Raw genomic sequence first — 19,367 nt, 5'->3', positions numbered from 1 at the left:
ATGGTTCCGCCTCCGCTTCTTCTTATTGCATCAACGCAATGGATCTTCCGATATAACCGACAACCGTCAAAAGCACCAAAAAGACCCCGAAACTGACCATCGCCACGCTCAATCCGATCGGCGTATCCCAGCTGTACCATTTTCCGAGTGAAAGCTTGACGGATTCTTCCCATTCTTTGCCTTGTAGATTCATGAAAAAGCTCCTTTTCTGGTTCTATTCTTCTTGTAATTATTAGAACTGTTAAGTATCTTAATAAATCTAACTAAATATGTCAACCGAAAACTCCCGAAAACTCTCCCGAGAGGAGCTCCTACAAAAAATGTCCCTGACGGGGCATCGATCCAGCAACGCGACCGTTTTGTTCCATCAGGCCGCGGCGGAACGATTCGGGTTAAACGCGACGGATATGAAAACTCTTCCTCTTTTGGAAGAAGGTCCGATCGCTGCCGGAAAACTTGCTCAATCCTTGGGTTTGACAACGGGGGCGGTCACGACCGTGATCGATCGTTTGGAGAAGTCGGGGATCGTTCGCCGTGTGGCGGACCCGAACGACCGGCGTAAGGTTGTGGTGGAATTCAATCCGGAACGAATGCAAGACGCCGCGAAGGTCTATGCTCCGATGGGAGAAGCGATGCGAAACCTTTTCGAAAAATATTCCGACCAAGAATTGGAATTGTTGATTCGGTTTCAGGAAGAAGCCACGGCGATTCTCATTCAAGAGGCAACGAATCTCCGGAATCTTCCTAAGGAATAAAAGAATGTCCGAAATTCTGATCATATTTACGCTTCTCATTCTGTCTCCGACCGAACTCAAATTGATCTCAGAACGTATGAACGTGGTTTCCGGTCGTTCGGACGGAAAGTCCGAATTCGTTTTTGAAAACACGAAGGAAGGTTTTACGACCGCTTCGGAAAAAATGCAGAAACTAAAGGGAAGCGAGCCCTCGCGAGAATGTCTGATCAATCTTTCCGAGAAAGAAGGCGGGTTTGCGGGACTTCCCGTCAGAAATTCTCCTAAGAATCTGGGTGAAACAAAGGGCTTAACGCACATGGAACTGGCCGATCTTTGTAAAAAAGCGGTTCTAAAAAAGTAAGTCTTTCCCGTTTCGTGAATCGGAAACGCATCTTCGATCTTCTTTCGAGCTTCACTCACGTCTGAACTTTTTGAACGCGGGCTCGGTTTTGCGGCGATTTGGATCCGCTTCTTCTCGGACGCTCGTTCGACCAAATATTCCATTTTTTGAATCTATTTCAAACCTTGGCGCAATCCGCCGCCTCGATAATATTTTATGTACTTGTAATATTCGAGGATGCTTTTTTTTGAGATTGTTTGCATTCACAGAAGCCACGGATTGCGTTCAATTTTACGACGGCCTGTTTTGTCTCACGTTCGATTCGGAAATTTTCTGGAATTCGTTCGTTTTTGAATTTTTTCAAAAAGTGATACATTTTCTTGATTTTGTCCGTCTCCCGAACGGCAAGATGATTGAGCCCTTTGTTTATAAATCATTCAGAATATTATGAAACTTTGTTGCTTCTGCCGTATTAAGGTTCTTCTTCCGTTTGATTTTTTGTTTTGCAGGAGAAGACGTCGCGTTTTCGTCTTAGGGCCTACTTTAGATCTTTGTTGGAATGTTTAAGAGGACGGTCGAGAAGAAAGAAGGTCAAAAATTAAAGCGAAGTCCGTTCCGTAAGGTTGCGGTTGATTCTTTTTTCCGTGTTGCACTTTTTTCGTTTGAAAGCGCGCGCGGCAGGACCGATTTTTTCCGGTGCGCCCTGTTTGTTGGCCGGCAAAAAGGGAAAAGGGTTCGATTCACAATTCTAAATCGAAGTGAAAAAGAACCGCCGTTCTTCTCAAATCGAAAATCGGATTTGTTCCCTAAAACGAAGGAAAAAAGAATCCATCGTTTCGATAGAAAATATCCGAGATTTGAATTGCCTTCCTAAGACAATCATAGGAAAGGAGAAGATCGAAGGTAAATCATTGCTCGGAATTTCAGTCGTCCTGTATCTCCTCACTACGATTCTCATCGGAGCCGCCGCCTCGCGGTTCGTAAGCGATTCGAAAGACTACGTTCTAGCGGGAAGAAGACTTCCGCTTTTTCTCGCTTCCTCCGCATTGTTTGCAACCTGGTTCGGATCGGAAACCTTGCTCGGCGCGTCTTCCCGTTTTGTGGAGGAAGGAATTCTAGGAGTCATCGAAGATCCGTTCGGAGCGGCCCTTTGTCTTTTTTTAGTCGGAGTGTTTTTTGCGCGACCACTCTATCGAATGAACATTCTCACCTTCGGAGATTTTTATAAGAATCGATTCGGAAGAAGGGCGGAGATCGTATCGAGCGTGTTTATGATTCCGTCCTATTTCGGATGGATCGCGGCGCAGTTCGTCGCGCTCGGAATCATACTTCATTCGTTGACGGACTTGCCCGTGTCGACGGGAATTTTCATCGGAGCCGGCGTGGTGTTGATTTACACGGTGATCGGAGGAATGTGGGCCATTTCTCTTACGGACTTTTTACAGACGATCCTAATCGTATTAGGACTTGCTTATCTAGTTTGGGACCTGAGTTCGCAGGCGGGAGGATTGGACGTCGTGCTTTCCTCGACAAAGCCGGGATTTTTTCGATTCGTGCCGGAGATGGAAACGAAGAGCGTCTTGGTTTATATCGCCGCTTGGATGACGATCGGACTCGGCTCGATTCCGCAACAGGATATCTTTCAAAGGGTGATGGCTTCCAAATCCGAAAAGGTCGCGGTGTATTCTTCCTTGCTCGGATCGTTTTTTTATCTGAGCGTCGCGATGCTTCCGCTGCTCGCCGTACTTTGCGCGCGAAAGGTGTATCCGGAAATCGCCGGAGAAGACGCACAGATGATTCTTCCCAAAACCGTATTGACGCATACCGGATTGTTCACGCAGATATTATTCTTCGGAGCGTTGTTGTCCGCGGTGATGAGCACCGCAAGCGGCGCGATCTTGGCGCCTGCATCGGTGTTAGGCGAAAACGTGGTGCGCCCGTTTCTCAAAGATCCGAACGAAAAAAAACTGCTACGAATTTTGAGGATCTCCGTGGTCGCGATCACGGTCGTATCCTTGTCGATGGCGATCACCAAAAGCAATATCTACGAACTCGTGTCGCAGGCGTCCGCTCTGAGCCTCGTGTCCTTGTTCGTTCCGCTTGTGGCCGGTCTTTTTCGAAAAAGTTCGACGTCGACCGGGGCCGTATTTTCCATGATCGTAGGATTCATCGTATGGCTTTTTTGGAATATACTCAATTTTGAAACTCCCGCATCGATCCCCGGTTTGACCGCGAGCTTTGCCGCGCTCTTGATCGGCGATTTTCTGGAGAGAAGGGGATACGGATTCGAGAAGCAGCCAATCGCCGACAATACGACGGAATAGACAAGCGGAATCGATTTACGATTTTATGTAGGAGTTCCCACAAAAATTATCGGTCGATTGTTGTTGCAGAGAATTGCAATCTGTGATAGGGAAATTTGTCGGAGTTTTTCCCGCCACCTCTCCACCACCACCCAACGCGGGTGGGGCCGCCCTCCGTTGTTCAGAAAAATTGTCGGAACTACGACCGAATCCAGGACCACAGATTCACCGACAAGAATTCCGATGCGTCTTTAGCCTTTTGCAGATTTTTCAGACTCAGCTTTGGGCGATTCGCTCGCGGATGCGTTTGACGATTCCGAAGCGTGCCGTGGACTGTTGTTAGGGAAAACCGCCTTCCGCGCTCGCGCCGCGCTTTCCGCTCCAATCCCTCGCGCTTCTTGCCTTCGATCCACATCCCCGTTTCAACCGCTCGGGGATTTCCGCTTCAATCGCTATCGCAAACGTATGAAAGAACTCTGTTCGTTTTCCACAAAGAAAACCGCGAAACATCGAATCGAACCGCACAAGGACGTTTTCAAACGAATAATTTCTTTCCAGAAAGACGGGCTCGGCTCGACAATGGTTAAATCAGAACCCGGAGAAAGAAAACGAAATGCCTCCCGTTTTAGACGACTCGATCGCATTTGAACGAAAACAAGAAACCCCCAGCGCCATCGAAGAAGCCTTTCAAGGACTTTGGCTCGAAGACGAGATTTGTTTTGCGATCGCCGGAGGAGGATGTAAGGCGTTTTACGGATTGGGATTCGGCCACGAAATGAAAAGCTGGGGGCTGAAATTCCGGGAAGTCTCCGGAGTATCCGCCGGAGCGGCGATGGTTCTTTGTCTACTTTGCGGAGACGAAGAAGAATGTGTGGCTTTCTTCGAAAACATCGTCCGAAAAAATCCCGCTAACTTTTATCTCAGCCGACTTTTCAAGGGGGAAAGGGCGTTTCCGCACGAGGAAATGTATCGGAAAACGATTCGATTCGGAATGGACTTTCAAAAGATCATGAAGTCCGGAACGAAAGTATTCATTCACACGTTACGCGCCATTCCCAAAGAGGATTCTTTCAAGAACAAATTCCGTTTGGCGAGGTTAATCGCCGAAACCGCAAAGGCGTTTCTAGAGGACGAACGGGATCGTCTGCGCGGACTCAACAGCCAAAGAATGCAGAGAATTCTCCGAAATTGGAATATGAAAGAGGTCTTATTCACGGAAAAGGACTTTGAGAACGAACAAACGGTGGAACAGATCATTCTCAATTCTTCCTCCGTTCCGCCGATCGTATCCGTGCAGAGTCTCGGAAAAGAATATTATTTCGACGGAGGATTGACGAACAACCTTCTTCTCGAAGCGTTTCCTCCCGATAAAAAGACGATCGGAATCTACTACGAACCCACGACAATCATAGGGAAGGATCCGAAATTGCTCGAACGTTGTTTTTTACAGATGCCTTCCGAACCGTTGCCGATCACTTCCTTTGATTATACCGATCCGATCGGAGTCAGAAGGGCGTACGAACTCGGAAAACAGGACGCGCGCTTGAACAAGGAAAAAATTTTCGAATATCTCAAGCGCGATTGGGCCAAGGCCTTCTCATCCCTGAAATCCAAATAACATTCCGTTTTTGGAATATTCTTCCTATACTCGTCGAAGGAGGCGCTGCTGCTTTGCTGCCTCTGTGATTTTTGTTATAACGGTCGTTGGCCTGATTCTCATCGAAACTTAAAAGCAGTTTTTACTGTAAAAAAAGGAAGACTAACGTTCTTTTTCAGATTCCCGCACTTGCCTCTGCCGTTTTGGAGGAATTTCTCAACGGACCTCGCATTTTTACCTGCCGACCTAAATTTCAACTCCATTTCTGCGAGCCATGGAACGCCTACAAAGCCCGATCGCGAAAAGAATTCAGCATTTCATACGCCTTAACGTCACTTTCCGTTCAAAATTAATTTGAATCTGCAAGATATGAAAAATAGAAGCAACATAGGTCGGAAAATGTGTCAGAATTTCCTTGACTTGTATACTACACGCCTCTATTTTTTCAAAACCCTGGGACTCACCCGGCGAAGCTGTATCTTCTCCCAATCACAAAAATTACTATACGTATATTTAGTATTTTTCATTCTTTCCTCATGTATTTCATTTTAGAAAAACGAGGAAGGTTTCTTTTTGTCCGGCATTCTTACGATCCCGAGGCATACGCGTTTGTTCGCGGTATTCCCAAGGTTAAATGGGATCCCGTAAAGAAGCACTGGATTCTCCCGTTTTCCAATGAGCTTCTGGAGAAATTCCAAGGATTCAAAAATTCTAAAGTTTCTCTTAAAGGTGAGTTGGCGCTTCGAGATTGGATCAAAGACCTGAAGATGCGGAATTCGTCTCGAAGGACGATTCAATCGTATTATGCGAATGCGGTCTCGTTCTTGCGTTGGGTCGGTAAGGAACCGAAAGATGTTCAGAAAAAGGACGTTCATTCTTTTTTAGAGTTTTCCTTTCTGCAAAAGAAACTGAGTCCAGCGACGATAACGGCGCGTATCCAAGCGTTGAATTCTTTGTTCGGCGCTTACCTCGGTAAACCTTGGTTTCGAGATTTACCCAGGCCGAAACGGGAACGAAGACTTCCGGATATTCTTTCCACATTCGAAGTTTCTAATATTCTCGAAGCAACGCGGAATCCGAAACACAAGCTTCTCCTTTCGTTTTGTTATGCCAGCGGATTAAGGGTCAGCGAACTTGTCAAACTTCGACCGGAAGATATCGACGACAAAAGAAGAACGCTCAAAGTAAGACAAGGTAAAGGGAAGAAAGATCGTTTTACGATGTTATCGCATGCGTGCGCCGTTCTCTGGAAAGAATTCCGCGATAAGTTTCCTTACGAAGACTGGGTTTTTCCGGGTCAGGACCCTTCCAAGCACCTGCATATCCGTTCGGCAGAAAGAATCTTCGAGGTTGCAAAGGAAAAAGCAGGGGTCAAAAAAGCAGTCAGCATTCACAGCCTTCGTCACGCGTTCGCGACTCATTTGCTCGAAGCAGGAACGAACATCAAACATATCCAGTTTCTTCTCGGCCATAAAAGCGTGAAGACAACGGAGATCTACACCCGCGTCAGTCAAGTTCGTCTCACCGAAGTGGCCAGTCCTCTCGATCTTTGGTCCCTAAAACCGGAAGGTTGAAGGAAGTTTGACCACCTCGAGTAACCCGAGCGCGCGGTGACCTTGACAACAGTCGCATATCCGGCTATTTTGGGCGTTTATACGACATTCGCACAGGCGATTTTTAGTTTACAACCAACGAGTTTGAGTTAAGCGCCATTAGCTAAGTTTTATGAGACTCAAAAGTTTTTTTAAAAATACAATTAACAAAGTTCTATTTTCACATAAAAGCAAAGACGACTGGCGAATTGAAGTTGTGACAGATGTAATATCACCCGTTGATTCGCAATCAACTGTGAAAGCATACAAAGTTACCGTTAGTAAAGTAGAAAATGAAACGATTGTTTTTACGACGCCAAGTCCAGTAGCATTATATTTTAATATAGCTTTAACAAACTATTTTATGGCAATTGAAAATAGGCAAAAATTCGAGTTCATCAATGAAGTAATGTCAGATAATAAAATCTATAAATCAGTTGTTAAGAGTGATTTGCGTGAATTATATAACTATTTCGAAAACACGATGATCGTTATTATTAGTGCCTTTCAAGGATTAGAGTATTATTGCAATGGCATTATTGGACATTCAGGGGAAAAGAACTTTGAAGTAAACTGGCGCAAAAAGATCAGTTTTATGAATAGCTTAGAGATGCAAAAAGATTTAACGATATCAGAGAAAGTTGAAAGAGTCCTTCCAAAAATACTTAAAATCAATGATCATGAATTTGATAAGGAAATTTTAAAAAAGCTAGAATACGTTAAGAATTATCGGAATCGAATCATTCATTTAAAAGAGCATGATGCGTATATTAGAGAAGAAGAAAATGGAGAATCAAATGGATTTTCCATATTTTATGAATTTTCTTACCTTGATTTGAAGGGATATATTTCTAATGTCTTAGATATAATTGAATATTTTTGTAAATTTAATTCATACGTTCCTGCTTGGGTCCTTGAAATTAGAAAAAAAATATTATAGAAAAAAGTAGCTAACAGCGCTTAACTTCGTCTCCTCACTCCGCTCAGGATTGCTAATGCAACCTTCGCTCCGGGCTAAAGCCACATTGCTTTGCCACTTCGGTTCGCGAGACGGCGCTAAGGCGCCTCGAACCTTGTGCCAACCGCGTCGCGCACAAGCGCTTGCGGCCGCAACGTCGAGGAGACTCTTTCGTTATGCGACATGATGAAAACATATTGATGTATCAAAATGCAACTTAATAAAGGTGAAGAAATAATTCTAATTGGCTTATGGAATAATCCTGATGCGACGAAAGCTTACTATTTGTTTTCAGGTTTGATTCATGAAGCAGTTACAAAAAAAATTGAAATTGTCGAATTCGCAAAGAATCATTCGAATGAAGAATTGCTTTCTAATGAGAACTTTCGCCTCGACATTTTGATGGTTTGGAAAAATCAAATTGTAAAAAATGATAAGAATAATAAAACCTGGAATCGTATTTGTAAAAAAGTGACATTTTATAAAGAAAAAGAAAATTCTTTTAAAGAATATTTTTCTGAATATTGGAAGTTTTATGAAAATCAAATAATTGCATCAGACATTTCGTTTATTAAAATTTATTTCAAATATTATCTGCTAAAACACTGGTTTAAAATGAAATTATTTTATTTTAAGGTATTCGCTCCAGTTATTTATTTATTGTTTCACGATGTTATAAATCTTTTGCGAATTGTTCCGAATCTGTTAGAGGTTAGAAATAAAATTAAAAATGAAAAATTGAAACTACGCAAAATTAACGATAGCTTTTATCCCCAATCGGAAAAAGAAGCGTTCTTGCAGATTATAGATTATGAATTATCTAAAAATGAACAACTGGAAAATACAATATCTAAACAGTTAAGTGAAATTAATAAGAATATTATTACGGTTACATTATCTACTTTTGCTGTAATAATAAGTTTGTTTACAGCATATAAAATTTATGTAATGAAAAATACTGAAATTATTGAACTGAAAGAAAAGGAAATAAAATTAATGACGACTATCATGGAAAAAGATGAGGAAATCGGAAAGTTAAAAAATTCAAATAAAAAACTTAAGTGATTCATCACGTCGCATAACTTCGTCTCCTCACTGCGTTCGGGATCGCTAATGCGCCCCTCACTTCGGGCTAAAGCCACATTGCTTTGTCACTTCGGTTCGCGAGACGCTCGCTAAGGCTCGCTCGAACCTCGTGCCAACCGCGTCGCGCACAAGCGCTTGCGGCCGCAACGTCGAGGAGACTCTTTCGTTAGACGGCATGAAAAGGAGAAATTTGTGTCACAAGAAGAAATAAAAGAATCTAAATCTGAAAGCAAAAAACTGTCTTTGGACGATTTGCTTAAATTACTTTTCATTGGCTATGATGAAAATGGAACTGATGAAGCAAAAAAGCAATTTGGATCGACGTTAAGTCAGTATCTGAAACAAGTCTTTGATGGTTATGAAAAATTAAAAAATTACAATGTTATTATACATTATGATCCAAGTTCAATAACTAAGGGTGATTCTGATTCAATATATGAATCGGTAGTTACATTTGATAAAAATAAACCTATTCTCGATATTCTTTATTCAAGAGGTGGGTCAGGTGGTACGGCGTATCTTATTGGAAAATTATTTCGGGAAAATTGTGAAGATAAAATTGTAGTTGCTGTTCCAAGGATTGCAAAGTCAGCAGCAACATTACTTTGTTGTGTCGCTGATGAAATTCATATGGGGAGCCTAAGTGAATTAGGTCCAATCGACCCGCAATTTGATGATAAACCTGCATTGGGATTGAAAAATGCTATCGAACATCTCGCACTATTAGTCAAAGAAAATCCTGAGTCTTCTTCTATGTTCGCACAATATTTGCATTTATCGATAGATCCGATTAATTTAGGATATTATGAACGTGTTGCCGAGTCTTCTATGCAGTATGCTGAAAGACTTTTAAACACTCATAAAAATAGATTGTCACCGGATAAAATTAAAAAGATTGCTGCAGATCTAGTTTATGCTTACAAAGATCATGGTTTCGTAATTGATAAATCAGAAGCTTCGGAAATCTTCGGAGCAAAAATCGTTAAAATTAATACAGATGAATATAAATTTTCCAACGACATTTATAATACTTTAAATTTTATTAGAAGAATGTCGCAGTACCTTAATTATCAATTTTACTTCATCGGATCCTTTGATGCCGAACCGACATTTAGACAAAAAAATTGAATCAATTTTCACGCCGTCTAACTTCGTCTCCTCGCTTCGTTCGGGATTGCTAATGCAACCCTCACTCCGGGCTAAAGCCACATTGCTTTGCCACTTCGGTTCGCGAGTCGCTCGCTAAGGCTCGCTCAAACCTCGTGTCAACTCCTTCGCGCACAAGCGCTCGGAGACGCAACGTCGAGGAGACTCTTTCGTTAGACGACATGGATATAAATGAAATTAGTTAAGGAAAATAGATGTTAGAAACAATTAAATACTTAATTAGGAGGGTCGGAAAATCATTCATATGGACAATATTGACGATTATATTTGGCCTTCTTCAAATAATATATATTTCAACAAATGCGTTTCTTCTCGGCAAACCGCTGAGTACAAACGAAATTATTACTGGGTGCGGATTGCTATTCTTTTCTAGCGCTTTAATTTCTGCAGTATGCATCGATTATTTTTATACTACAGGATGGGAATTTAATAAAAACAAAACTGCTCTTTTCATTGTTTTGATACCCATTTTGATACTGATTTTTTCAACAATGATCTATATCAGTGTGATTAATACGCCATATTTGACTTCAGCATCTAAGACTAGAATCCTTAACGTACAGTTAACAATATTAAGTGCATCATCAATTTATTCTTTAGTGATGAAATTTTTTCAATTTAGGTAAATATAATGGTATTAGAATCATATTTAGTTCAATATTTAATTCCAGTAATGTCAACGATGACTATTATTTTTATATATATAATGTTCAAAAAGAACCAAGAGCTAAAGACAAGCGAGGAAAAAATAAATCAAATCGATTCGAATTTGATAGAGACGAAATATTCCGTGCAAAATATTGCCGAAATTACAGGGACTATTAAAGATCATCTTCAAGATGAAGTTATGCCAAAAGTAGATGCAGTATATCAAAATGCTCTTTTAAAAAAGAAAAAACATTTAGAAATTTCAGATCTTATCAAAACATTAGAATCGATAAAATTTAATAAGTATGCATATTTAAATGACAATAAGGATACTCTTTTAAGCGGAATTAAAATAGGTCAAAGGATAACTACGTTCATTTTTCGAGTAGGTCCTATGGAAAATGAAGTAACAGTCATTGGTTTCTCCTTTTGTCTCACAGAATTGCCAGATGATATGAAAGTTGCTATATTAGAAATGAATGCTGGTTTTAAATTTGGACAAATTGGACTTAAAAAAGTACAAAAAGGAAATGCTATAATAGTTACAAAGAATATTTTTATCAACGATGGCGATCTCGAATCTCAGGTCTTAAACTATGTACTGACTGGGATACTTCAAGCTTTTGACAAGATTAACGATATAGCAATATCTAAGAAGATCGCTTCTATTAATATTCAAATCGACGATCTTAATGCTGTATAAAGCATCCACGTCGTCTAACTTCGTCTCCTCGCTTCGTTCGGGATCGCTAATGCGACCCTCACTTTGGGCTAAAGCCACATTGCTTTGTCACTTCGGTTCGCGGGACGGCGCTAAGGCGCCTCGAACCTCGTGCCAACCGCTACGCGCAAAGGCGCTCGCGGCCGCAACGTCGAGGAGACTCTTTCGTTATACGCAATTGCGGAGGGGACGCCACATCCGTGTGGCGAGAAGTATGGGCGAAACGAAGAAATGGGATTGACAACATACAATCCTTGTATATAATTAAAATTATGAACCAGACTGTCAACATTTCCTTTGAGAAAGCACTTTTAAAAGAAATCGATAAAATTGCAAAGAGGGAACACAGATCCAGGTCCGAATTAATTCGCGAAGCCGCGCGAGCCTATATTGAGAAAAAAACTAGATGGCAAGCAATATTTGACTTCTCTTCAAAGGCTATTACTCAAAGCGATATTTCCGAAAAAGACATTTTCAATGAAATCAAATCTGTCAGAAGTAAAAGAAACATTTCTTAATGTTGAAGGTATTATTAGATACTAATATTTACATCTCAGCTATTTTATTTAAGGGAAAACCAAGACTTGTTTTCCAAGATTTAATCGATGAGGCTTTTACTGGATATATTTCAAGAGAAATATTAGATGAAATAGAATCTACTCTTTCTAAGCCAAAATTCAATCTTAATGATAATTTCATTCAAATTGTTTTGTCCGAGATTAGAGACATTACAACACTCATTAAGAATAAACCTATTAAGGATTATTTGGACTTAAGAGATAGAGACGATTATCACATCTTGGAATCTGCTTTTGCAGCTAAAGTAGATTACTTAATTACTGGAGATAAAGATTTGCTGACTCTTCAGAAAGTTAAGAATTTTAAAATTATTACTCCAGATGAGTATTTAAGTATTAAAGAGGGAAATAAGGCCTAATTTAGCGACATCCGTGTCGCGTAATTCCGCAACTGCGTATAACTTCGTCTCCTCGCTTCGTTCGGGATCGCTAATGCGACCCTCACTTCGGGCTAAAGCCACATTGCTTTGTCACTTCGGTTCGCGGGACGGCGCTAAGGCGCCTCGAACCTCGTGTCAACCGCGTCGCGCACATGCGCTTGCGGACGCAACGTCGAGGAGACTCTTTCGTTATCTGCCATGCCGCGTCCCCTCATTTTAGCGCCTGCCGTCCATGGCAGGCTTAATTCTTTGGAATTCTAAAGTAAAAAGTTCTTCATTTTTCCTATTCCTATTGAAAGTAATTGAGTGCATTCATATTTATATCAACAACGCATATTTTAGAAATAATGGATAAGAGTTAGGTTCTATGCAAGGTAAGTTTAATTTTATAACGCTTAATAAAGTATTATTAAGAAATTTTACATTATATAGTAAAAAAGGCAAGGTGTATGAAGTAAACGAAGAGATAGATAAGAAGGTTTACTGCTTAGCCGGAGCAAATGGGCTAGGTAAAACTACATTTTTAAATGCGATTAATTTTGGCTTAACTGGAATTGTTTTAGAGCCAGATAAAGCAGTCTTTTCGCCAAGTGAAATTGTTAAGTTGAATTATAAATATACTGAACGATATTTCGGTGGCAGGATCAGTAGCTCCGATGCGAAAAAATCAGAGATCGAAATTTTGTTCAATGTTAACGGAAAATACTGTCGAATCATAAGAAATTTCTTTCAAAGGGAAGAACTACGACTATTCGAGGTATTCGTTATCCAAGATGGAAAGAAAGTTTCTCAAATTCAGGATAATGTAAAAAGCCCAACTGAACTTAATGAGTTGTACCAGAAATTTATATGTATAGAGACCGGCTTTTCAGATTTTGATTATTTTCTTTTTTATCAATTATACGTACTTACGTTTGATGAAAACAGAAGAATGATTTTTTGGGATGACCGTGCTTCTCGACACGCGATAGCTATCGCTTTCAATTCTGATCCGGAAGATGCGAATAAAATTGCTGATTTAACTAGAAAAATTGAAAAGCATGATTCAAATGCAAGAAATGCAAGATATCAAGCTAAACTCATTGGGCGTAAAATTGAAGATCTGAAGCCGGACGATAAGAAAAAGAAAATAAAAGATGTAGAAAATATCGAAGATGAATATAAAAACTTATCAAAAGATCTAGAAAAACAAGAAAGAATTCTCAATAATATAAATATAGAACATGATAGTATGCTAAAGAGGCAGAGCTATCTAAACTCAGAGATAATGCATCTCAAGAACGAGCATTCAAAATTATTTTCTCTATATTCAAAGCCGCGCTCGAAGCTTGTTGAAAATACAAATGTTCGTATGTCTCTTAGTAAGCAAGAATGTTGTCTATGCGGAACAGTCGGAAGTTACATCGTAGAAAGCATTGAAAGGAATATTCATAAAGATAGCTGCCCATTATGTAATACTGTAATTAATGAATCAACTTCGATTGAGCAAAGTAGGTTACTGAAGTCGATTGAAAAAAACGACGTCCTAATCTCTGATAAAGGCAATGAATTAGATAATCTGACAACCGAGATCGAAACTAAGGCACTCGAATTAGAAAAGGCAGAATTTGAATATAATATGGCTAAAGAAAAGTTAGAAGAATTTATGAATGAGTTTTCATCTGTATCGTTTATAGATTCAAGAGATAACGGGATAGGTGCATTATTAGATCAATATGAAAAACAATATGATTCTTTTGTCAAAGAATCAAAGGACGAATATAAGAAACGAGATTTGTTAAAGCCTGACTATGCAAAGTTATTAAAGAAAGTGGAAATTGCATATAGAGAAGCTGAAAAGTCTTTTGTTCCAATATTTAAAAAGCTCGCGAAGAGTTTTATTGGCCAAGATTTGAATATTCAAGTTAAAAGAAGTGATAAAACTATAAAATTAGTTTTAGAATTAAAAAAGACAGCTCGAACTGAATCTTTCCAGCTTTCGGAGAGTCAGCGTTTTTTCTTGGATATTGCCTTACGAATGGCACTTTCTGTTTTTTTATCAAAAAAGAACTCCCCTGCGACGATGTTTATCGATACTCCTGAAGGTTCTTTGGATATTGCTTATGAAAGTAGGGTAGGTAATATGTTCGCACAGTATGCAACAGATTATGATCAAAATCTTTTCCTGACAGCAAATATTAACCCGTCTCGTCTGCTAATATCTCTCGCCGAAGAATGCGGGAAATCTAAGATGCAATTTCGTAGAATGTTGGACTGGACTGATTTGACAACGGTTCAGAAAGAAGGGGAAGGCCTTTTTCAGCAAGTTTATCGAAACATTGAAAAAGCATTGTTGAGTAAGAAATGACTATGATTAAATCAATTACACCTGAAGCATTCTTTGACAGTTTATCGTTAGGTCACAAATTGGATGGATACCTGGATGGCTTTAAATTAGAAGAGATTTTTCTTTTTTCATATTTTTCTTCAATCCTATATATTTACGCCGGTAATTTATTAGCAACTTGGCCGCACAGATACATAGTAACAAACGGTTATCCTTTTTCTGAAGAGTTGCGTGAGGCAGTAACTCGACACGTGCAGAACGGTTTGTTTGAGAAAAAGGGGGAATTTTATACAATCTCCGGAAGAGGAACTGATGAATTTAATAGATTTAAAGTTCTCCCCACATTACAAATTCGTGAGAAATTTTTAAATGCTGCTTCTGCCACTAGCATACTTGTCCCTTATTCAAAGACTCTAAGGGCCCTATTGAGTGAACCTGAAATTAAAAAGGCAGAAGAGCTTGAAAATGAATCATGGCTAACTCAGACAGAAGTTTATGAGAAATTCACTGAAATTAGCGCTGTCGTTGGAGTTTCTGTTAAGGATCTAATCATACCAGCGATCACTTGGATAAATTATCTTGATTCGCAAAATTTAGAAGGAGTTTGAAAAAATGAATAATCTTGCTCTACGAAAGCAATTGACTACTGGAAACTATCCTCTTCAAGCATATAAAATTTTGGGTGATGAAAAAGGTGCAACATTAACGGCAACCCTTATTGAATTTATTACTGATGTTTATCGGGGCTTAGAACCGAGTCACTATCAAGGAAAACTGCTTATATTTATAACCTTGGATGATTCAATACCGATTGATACAGCTAATGCAATAAAGTTCTACGATAAGAATATTTTGATTAATAATACTTCTCGCACGATTGCAATTCAACTTTTTCAGAAAGAGGATTTTCCGTTGATTTGGCAAGGAGAAGATACTGAACAAGTGATTAACCAGCGCAATGCGATAACGTATCTCTATGAAAATAGAGTAGAATGTTTTTATGTTAATGGGGAAAAAATTGATATAGAAAATTATCTAGGCTGTGCAAGCACGTTTTCTTTGCATTATCAACATTTGCATGAAGCTTTAGAAAATTATAAAAAGGAAAAAATTCTTCACTCTTCTTGCTCAATTTTTCAAAGGGCTTGGTTTGATTCAACTAGAATTTATTTCAAGAACGCCCCGGAGGACACTATGCAAGAATCTCTTAAGGAATATTTAAGTAGTTACATGCGTGGCGTAGAAGTGAGTAGAGAATGCAACTTAGGAGGGGGAAAACCCGTAGACATTAAAGTCAGCTGGAAAGAAGCAAATCGTGCAGCGATAATTGAAGTCAAATGGCTCGGATATTCAAGAGCGGAAAATTCTATTACAACGAAATATTCGAATAGCCGCAGCAACGATGGAATGGAACAACTTAAAGAATATATGGATTTGGCAAATCAAGATTGGCCCAGCTGCATAACAAAAGCATATCTAGTGGTTATTGACGGTAGAAGAAAGGGCGTTGGTTCTACCATTAGGACATCAATTTCTGCCCAAGATGGACTGCATTTTGCAGAAATTGAACTAGACATTGAAGAAGATAAAAAATATTTTAATAATATAGTCGGATTTGAAATGCCATTCAGAATGTTCTCTAGACCGGTTTGCGTTTAAAGATGTATTATAATTTAAATACTGATTTTTCCTTAAAAGATAGCGGTTATTCGAATTATGATGATACGACGTCGATGCCTAGACACAGATGGTATTATTATAAAGAAGGATTTTCTCCTAGATTAGTAGAATCAGCAATCGAGCAATCCTATATTACTAAAAAGGATTTAATTATTGATCCATTTAATGGAAGTGGGACTACAACGTTGACTTGTTCGACCAATGGATTCAGGTCAATTGGTCTTGAGGTAAATCCATTCACTTCTTTTTTATCTGATACAAAGATAAAGAGTGCCAAAGTTAAAGATATAAGGAACTGGAAAGTTAAACTATTTAAATCTGTTGAGAAGGGTGCTCTTTCTCCGTTACTAGGTTATTCAACATTTTCGAAGAGAAAGAACCTATCAAAATGGCTATTTAATGATTCCGTTCTTAATGCTTTTGAAGGAGGTTGGCGCTTTACGAATTCAATTCCCGCATATAATGTTCGTAAACTTTTTAAACTTTCACTTATTGCGTCTGCAATGCAAAATTGTAATGCAACTAAAGATGGTAAATGCCTTCGTTATAATGATAATTGGTGGAAAAAAAAGTTTAATAAAAATTCTTTTTTAGAAAATTTAGATACGAGCCTCAATCATATTGAAGAGGATATACTAAAAAAACCAATTCTTAGCCCTGGTACAATAATTAATGGAGATTCTCGGATTGCTTTAAGTAAATTAAATGGGTTTGACAGATTTAAGTTATGTATTACTTCCCCACCATACTTGAATACATTTGATTATACAGATATCTATCGACCTGAACTGTTTTTGGGTAAATTTATCGATCAAACTATAGGTTTACAAGGGCTCAGATTATCTACTATTCGCTCTCATATACAGGTAAAATGGGAGAAACCGAAGTTAAATGATTTTGGTCTTCTATACAAGCAAACAATACGGTATCTTCAGGATAACCGTGAAAACTTGATGCATAAAGATATCCCTCTGATGGCCCAAGCATATTTTGAGGATATGTACAATATTTTTAAACTTTTGAAAACAAAGGCGGCACCAAATGCTTATATATGGTTTGTAGTTTCAAATTCTGCATATGCAGGCCATGAATTACCTGTCGATTTGATTCTTGGAGATATAGGTTCGAAGGCTGGCTGGTATTTGAAGGAAATCGGAGTATTAAGATATCTAAAAAAACGGAAAACTAAATATAGCACCAATGTTCATGAATTGCGTGAAAGCGTAATTATTTTTTCGAACAGGAAATTTTAAATTCTGATATATAGCTAGTCCTGACTCTTACTATGCGGTCCACCTGAAACCCGAACACTTCGCGATCGGGACGCCGAATTCCCGTTAGCTCGTACTAATGGCCCTCGTTAAAACTGCTTCGCAGATTTTACTCGGGCTCTCTTCGTTGACTTAATGACTTCATTTGTAGTAAATACAGAGTAAAAGAAGAAAGGAGATTTCTTATAAATCTTCATAAACTTTAAAAACTCATCCATGTACAACCTACATTTACCCGATTCTATCTTTGAAACCTGACTTCTGCTTCTTTTGATCATTTTAGCTACTTGTTCTTGAGTAAGATTCGCTTCTATCCGAGCCACTTTTAATTGATGATAAAAAGCTTTCTTCTCTTCCTCGGAAATTCTCCTTATGATTTCCGATTTAGGCCATTTTCGGACAATACTTTGGACCTTGTTTTTAGATTTTCTCGTCATAAAGAGACCTTTTTGAACAGAGATTTGTGAAGAACACTTACCCCACGGTATACTGCGTTCACTTTTTGTCAACTGTGCCGCAATATACCGTGCGTGGATTTCGAAGAATTTTTAATAAAAGTCGGAAAGAATATTCAAAAAGTTCGGAAGGAAAAGGGACTTACTCAGGAAAATATGGATGAAGGCGATTACGCCGTTCCTGTAAGAACTTTACAAGATATTGAAGCGGGTAGAGCTAATTTCACCGCTAACTCAATTTTCAAGCTTTCGAAACGATTAAAAGTTAAACCAAGAGATTTATTAGATATTTGAAACGCGCTTTTGTTAAGTCTTAAATTGCAATTCTATTGGCGTTCCCTAACCGGCTCCGCCATCCTTGGCTTCGCCGGTTAGGCATTCGGGGCGCGGCACAGCAGATAACTAAAAATTGTCGCGGCGCTTCGGGATCGCTTTGCGACCCTTGCTTGGGCTTCGCCAAATTCCGCTTTGTCACTCGTCTTGCAAAGCAAGCCTCGCGCCAAGTCCTTCGGACGCGCGGAACTTCGACAATTACTGGTCGTTAGACGCAAGGTCGCAAACTGTCTTGGAATAAAAGTATTTTTGAGTAAATAAGCTTCTTGACTGTAATACTCATCTGTGATACATATCAATTATGATAAGTTTACGTTTACCACCGGAATTAGAAAGAAAATTGGATTCCTTTGCAAAATCTGAAGGTAAAAGTCGTTCTGAAATAGTTAAAGATTCTATCTTAGAATATATTAAAAATCACGGGAGTATCAAAACTCCATTTGAATTAGGGGAAGATCTATTCGGGAAACACGCTGCGGATGTTTCGGATTTAGCTCAAAATCGGAAAAAATATTTGTATCAATCAATTAAGGGTAAAAATGCAAAACGTAGCTCTAATTGATTCCGGTCCAATTGTTGCTTTATTTAATTCTAACGATAAATTTCACAAATCTACTTACAAATTCATTAAATCTTATAAAGGTTCTCTATTCTCATCATGGTCAGTAGTTACTGAAGTCGTTTACTTACTTTCATTTTCAATAGAAGCCCAATCTGACTTCTTAGAATGGATTGAAAGGGGAAGCATACAAATCTTAGATATAAGCGTAGAAGATCTTCGATATATAAAAAACCGTATGAAAAAATATTCTGACTTACCTATGGATTTGGCGGATGCTTCTTTAATGTGTATTGCTGAAAGGGAAGGGATTGAACGGATTATTAGTATTGATTCTGATTTTTCTATTTACAAAACATTGAAAGGAAAGTTTTTACAAAACTTGTTAAAAGTATAAACGCGACCCAGCGTCTAACTTCGTCTCCTCACTCCGTTCGGGATTGCTAATGCAACCCTCACTCCGGGCTAAAGCCACATTGCTTTGTCACTTCGGTTCGCGAGCCGCGACTAAGGTCGCTCGAACCTCGTGCCAACCGCATCGCGCACAGGCGCTCGCGGCCGCAACGTCGAGGAGACTCTTTCGTTAGGCGACAGTCCCGCAAAGCTTTCATTCTCTGACAAAATTCACTCGACAAATGA

At 39.2% G+C, this 19,367-nt stretch carries 20 protein-coding genes; 18 read left to right on the top strand and 2 right to left on the bottom strand.

Features of this window, described 5'->3' with window-relative positions:
- Positions 1-22 precede the first annotated feature (22 nt).
- Complete coding sequence (locus DLM76_RS21615; protein ID WP_158586411.1) at positions 23-193, bottom strand: hypothetical protein; 171 nt, start codon at positions 191-193, stop codon at positions 23-25.
- Between the two features lie 127 nt (positions 194-320).
- On the opposite strand from DLM76_RS21615, the gene DLM76_RS20845 reads away from it, so the two are divergent.
- The 15 genes from DLM76_RS20845 to DLM76_RS20755 all read left to right on the top strand — a co-directional run bounded on the left by DLM76_RS20845 (position 321) and on the right by DLM76_RS20755 (position 17,363).
- On the top strand, positions 321-755 hold the full coding sequence (locus DLM76_RS20845; RefSeq protein WP_158586083.1) for a MarR family transcriptional regulator: 435 nt from the start codon (positions 321-323) through the stop codon (positions 753-755).
- 4 nt (positions 756-759) lie between these two features.
- Positions 760-1,095, top strand: coding sequence for a hypothetical protein (locus DLM76_RS20840; protein WP_118957936.1), 336 nt, complete (start codon positions 760-762; stop codon positions 1,093-1,095).
- Between the two features lie 890 nt (positions 1,096-1,985).
- Positions 1,986-3,398, top strand: a complete 1,413-nt coding sequence (locus DLM76_RS20835; protein ID WP_118966501.1) for a high affinity choline transporter 1 — start codon at positions 1,986-1,988, stop codon at positions 3,396-3,398.
- A 592-nt stretch (positions 3,399-3,990) separates the two neighbouring features.
- The gene (locus DLM76_RS20825) at positions 3,991-4,995 is read left to right on the top strand and encodes a patatin-like phospholipase family protein (protein ID WP_118957932.1); all 1,005 of its coding nucleotides are present in this window, start codon (positions 3,991-3,993) and stop codon (positions 4,993-4,995) included.
- Between the two features lie 713 nt (positions 4,996-5,708).
- Entirely contained in the window at positions 5,709-6,548 is an 840-nt protein-coding gene (locus tag DLM76_RS20820) for a tyrosine-type recombinase/integrase (RefSeq protein ID WP_241548328.1), read from the top strand.
- A gap of 151 nt (positions 6,549-6,699) precedes the next feature.
- On the top strand, positions 6,700-7,506 hold the full coding sequence (locus tag DLM76_RS20815) for a hypothetical protein (protein WP_118966466.1): 807 nt from the start codon (positions 6,700-6,702) through the stop codon (positions 7,504-7,506).
- A gap of 228 nt (positions 7,507-7,734) precedes the next feature.
- A complete protein-coding gene (locus DLM76_RS21830; protein WP_193989145.1) occupies positions 7,735-8,589 on the top strand; it encodes a hypothetical protein in 855 nt (284 codons plus the stop codon).
- A gap of 213 nt (positions 8,590-8,802) precedes the next feature.
- Positions 8,803-9,738, top strand: a complete 936-nt coding sequence (locus DLM76_RS20805) for an SDH family Clp fold serine proteinase (protein ID WP_158586410.1) — start codon at positions 8,803-8,805, stop codon at positions 9,736-9,738.
- 670 nt (positions 9,739-10,408) lie between these two features.
- Positions 10,409-11,128, top strand: coding sequence for a hypothetical protein (locus DLM76_RS20795; RefSeq protein ID WP_147455816.1), 720 nt, complete (start codon positions 10,409-10,411; stop codon positions 11,126-11,128).
- Positions 11,129-11,418: 290 nt separating this feature from the next.
- Entirely contained in the window at positions 11,419-11,664 is a 246-nt protein-coding gene (locus DLM76_RS20785; protein WP_118966500.1) for a CopG family ribbon-helix-helix protein, read from the top strand.
- The gene (locus DLM76_RS20780; protein WP_118966462.1) at positions 11,664-12,083 is read left to right on the top strand and encodes a putative toxin-antitoxin system toxin component, PIN family; all 420 of its coding nucleotides are present in this window, start codon (positions 11,664-11,666) and stop codon (positions 12,081-12,083) included. Before DLM76_RS20785 ends, DLM76_RS20780 begins: the two co-directional genes overlap by 1 nt.
- Positions 12,084-12,471: 388 nt before the next feature.
- Positions 12,472-14,451, top strand: coding sequence for an AAA family ATPase (locus DLM76_RS20770; protein ID WP_020768741.1), 1,980 nt, complete (start codon positions 12,472-12,474; stop codon positions 14,449-14,451).
- Between the two features lie 2 nt (positions 14,452-14,453).
- Complete coding sequence (locus DLM76_RS20765) at positions 14,454-15,038, top strand: hypothetical protein (RefSeq protein ID WP_020768747.1); 585 nt, start codon at positions 14,454-14,456, stop codon at positions 15,036-15,038.
- 4 nt (positions 15,039-15,042) lie between these two features.
- Positions 15,043-16,089, top strand: coding sequence for a hypothetical protein (locus DLM76_RS20760; RefSeq protein ID WP_020768745.1), 1,047 nt, complete (start codon positions 15,043-15,045; stop codon positions 16,087-16,089).
- A gap of 2 nt (positions 16,090-16,091) precedes the next feature.
- Complete coding sequence (locus tag DLM76_RS20755; protein WP_020768738.1) at positions 16,092-17,363, top strand: DNA methyltransferase; 1,272 nt, start codon at positions 16,092-16,094, stop codon at positions 17,361-17,363.
- A gap of 107 nt (positions 17,364-17,470) precedes the next feature.
- Here the strand turns inward: DLM76_RS20755 and DLM76_RS20750 are convergent, their stop codons facing one another.
- Positions 17,471-17,818, bottom strand: a complete 348-nt coding sequence (locus DLM76_RS20750) for a helix-turn-helix transcriptional regulator (RefSeq protein WP_118966499.1) — start codon at positions 17,816-17,818, stop codon at positions 17,471-17,473.
- A gap of 93 nt (positions 17,819-17,911) precedes the next feature.
- Between DLM76_RS20750 and DLM76_RS20745 the strand changes: the two genes are divergently transcribed.
- From DLM76_RS20745 to DLM76_RS20730, 3 genes are all read left to right on the top strand, one after another.
- Positions 17,912-18,130, top strand: coding sequence for a helix-turn-helix domain-containing protein (locus DLM76_RS20745; RefSeq protein ID WP_118966461.1), 219 nt, complete (start codon positions 17,912-17,914; stop codon positions 18,128-18,130).
- Between the two features lie 340 nt (positions 18,131-18,470).
- Positions 18,471-18,731, top strand: a complete 261-nt coding sequence (locus DLM76_RS20735; RefSeq protein WP_118966459.1) for a ribbon-helix-helix protein, CopG family — start codon at positions 18,471-18,473, stop codon at positions 18,729-18,731.
- Entirely contained in the window at positions 18,709-19,125 is a 417-nt protein-coding gene (locus DLM76_RS20730; protein WP_118957208.1) for a type II toxin-antitoxin system VapC family toxin, read from the top strand. The genes DLM76_RS20735 and DLM76_RS20730 overlap by 23 nt, the downstream gene beginning before the upstream one ends.
- Positions 19,126-19,367: the final 242 nt, after the last annotated feature.

Source organism: Leptospira yasudae (assembly GCF_003545925.1).
GTDB lineage: Bacteria > Spirochaetota > Leptospiria > Leptospirales > Leptospiraceae > Leptospira > Leptospira yasudae.
The sequence above is the reverse complement of the archived record's forward strand: the minus strand, read 5'-3'. Positions and strand labels throughout refer to the sequence as shown.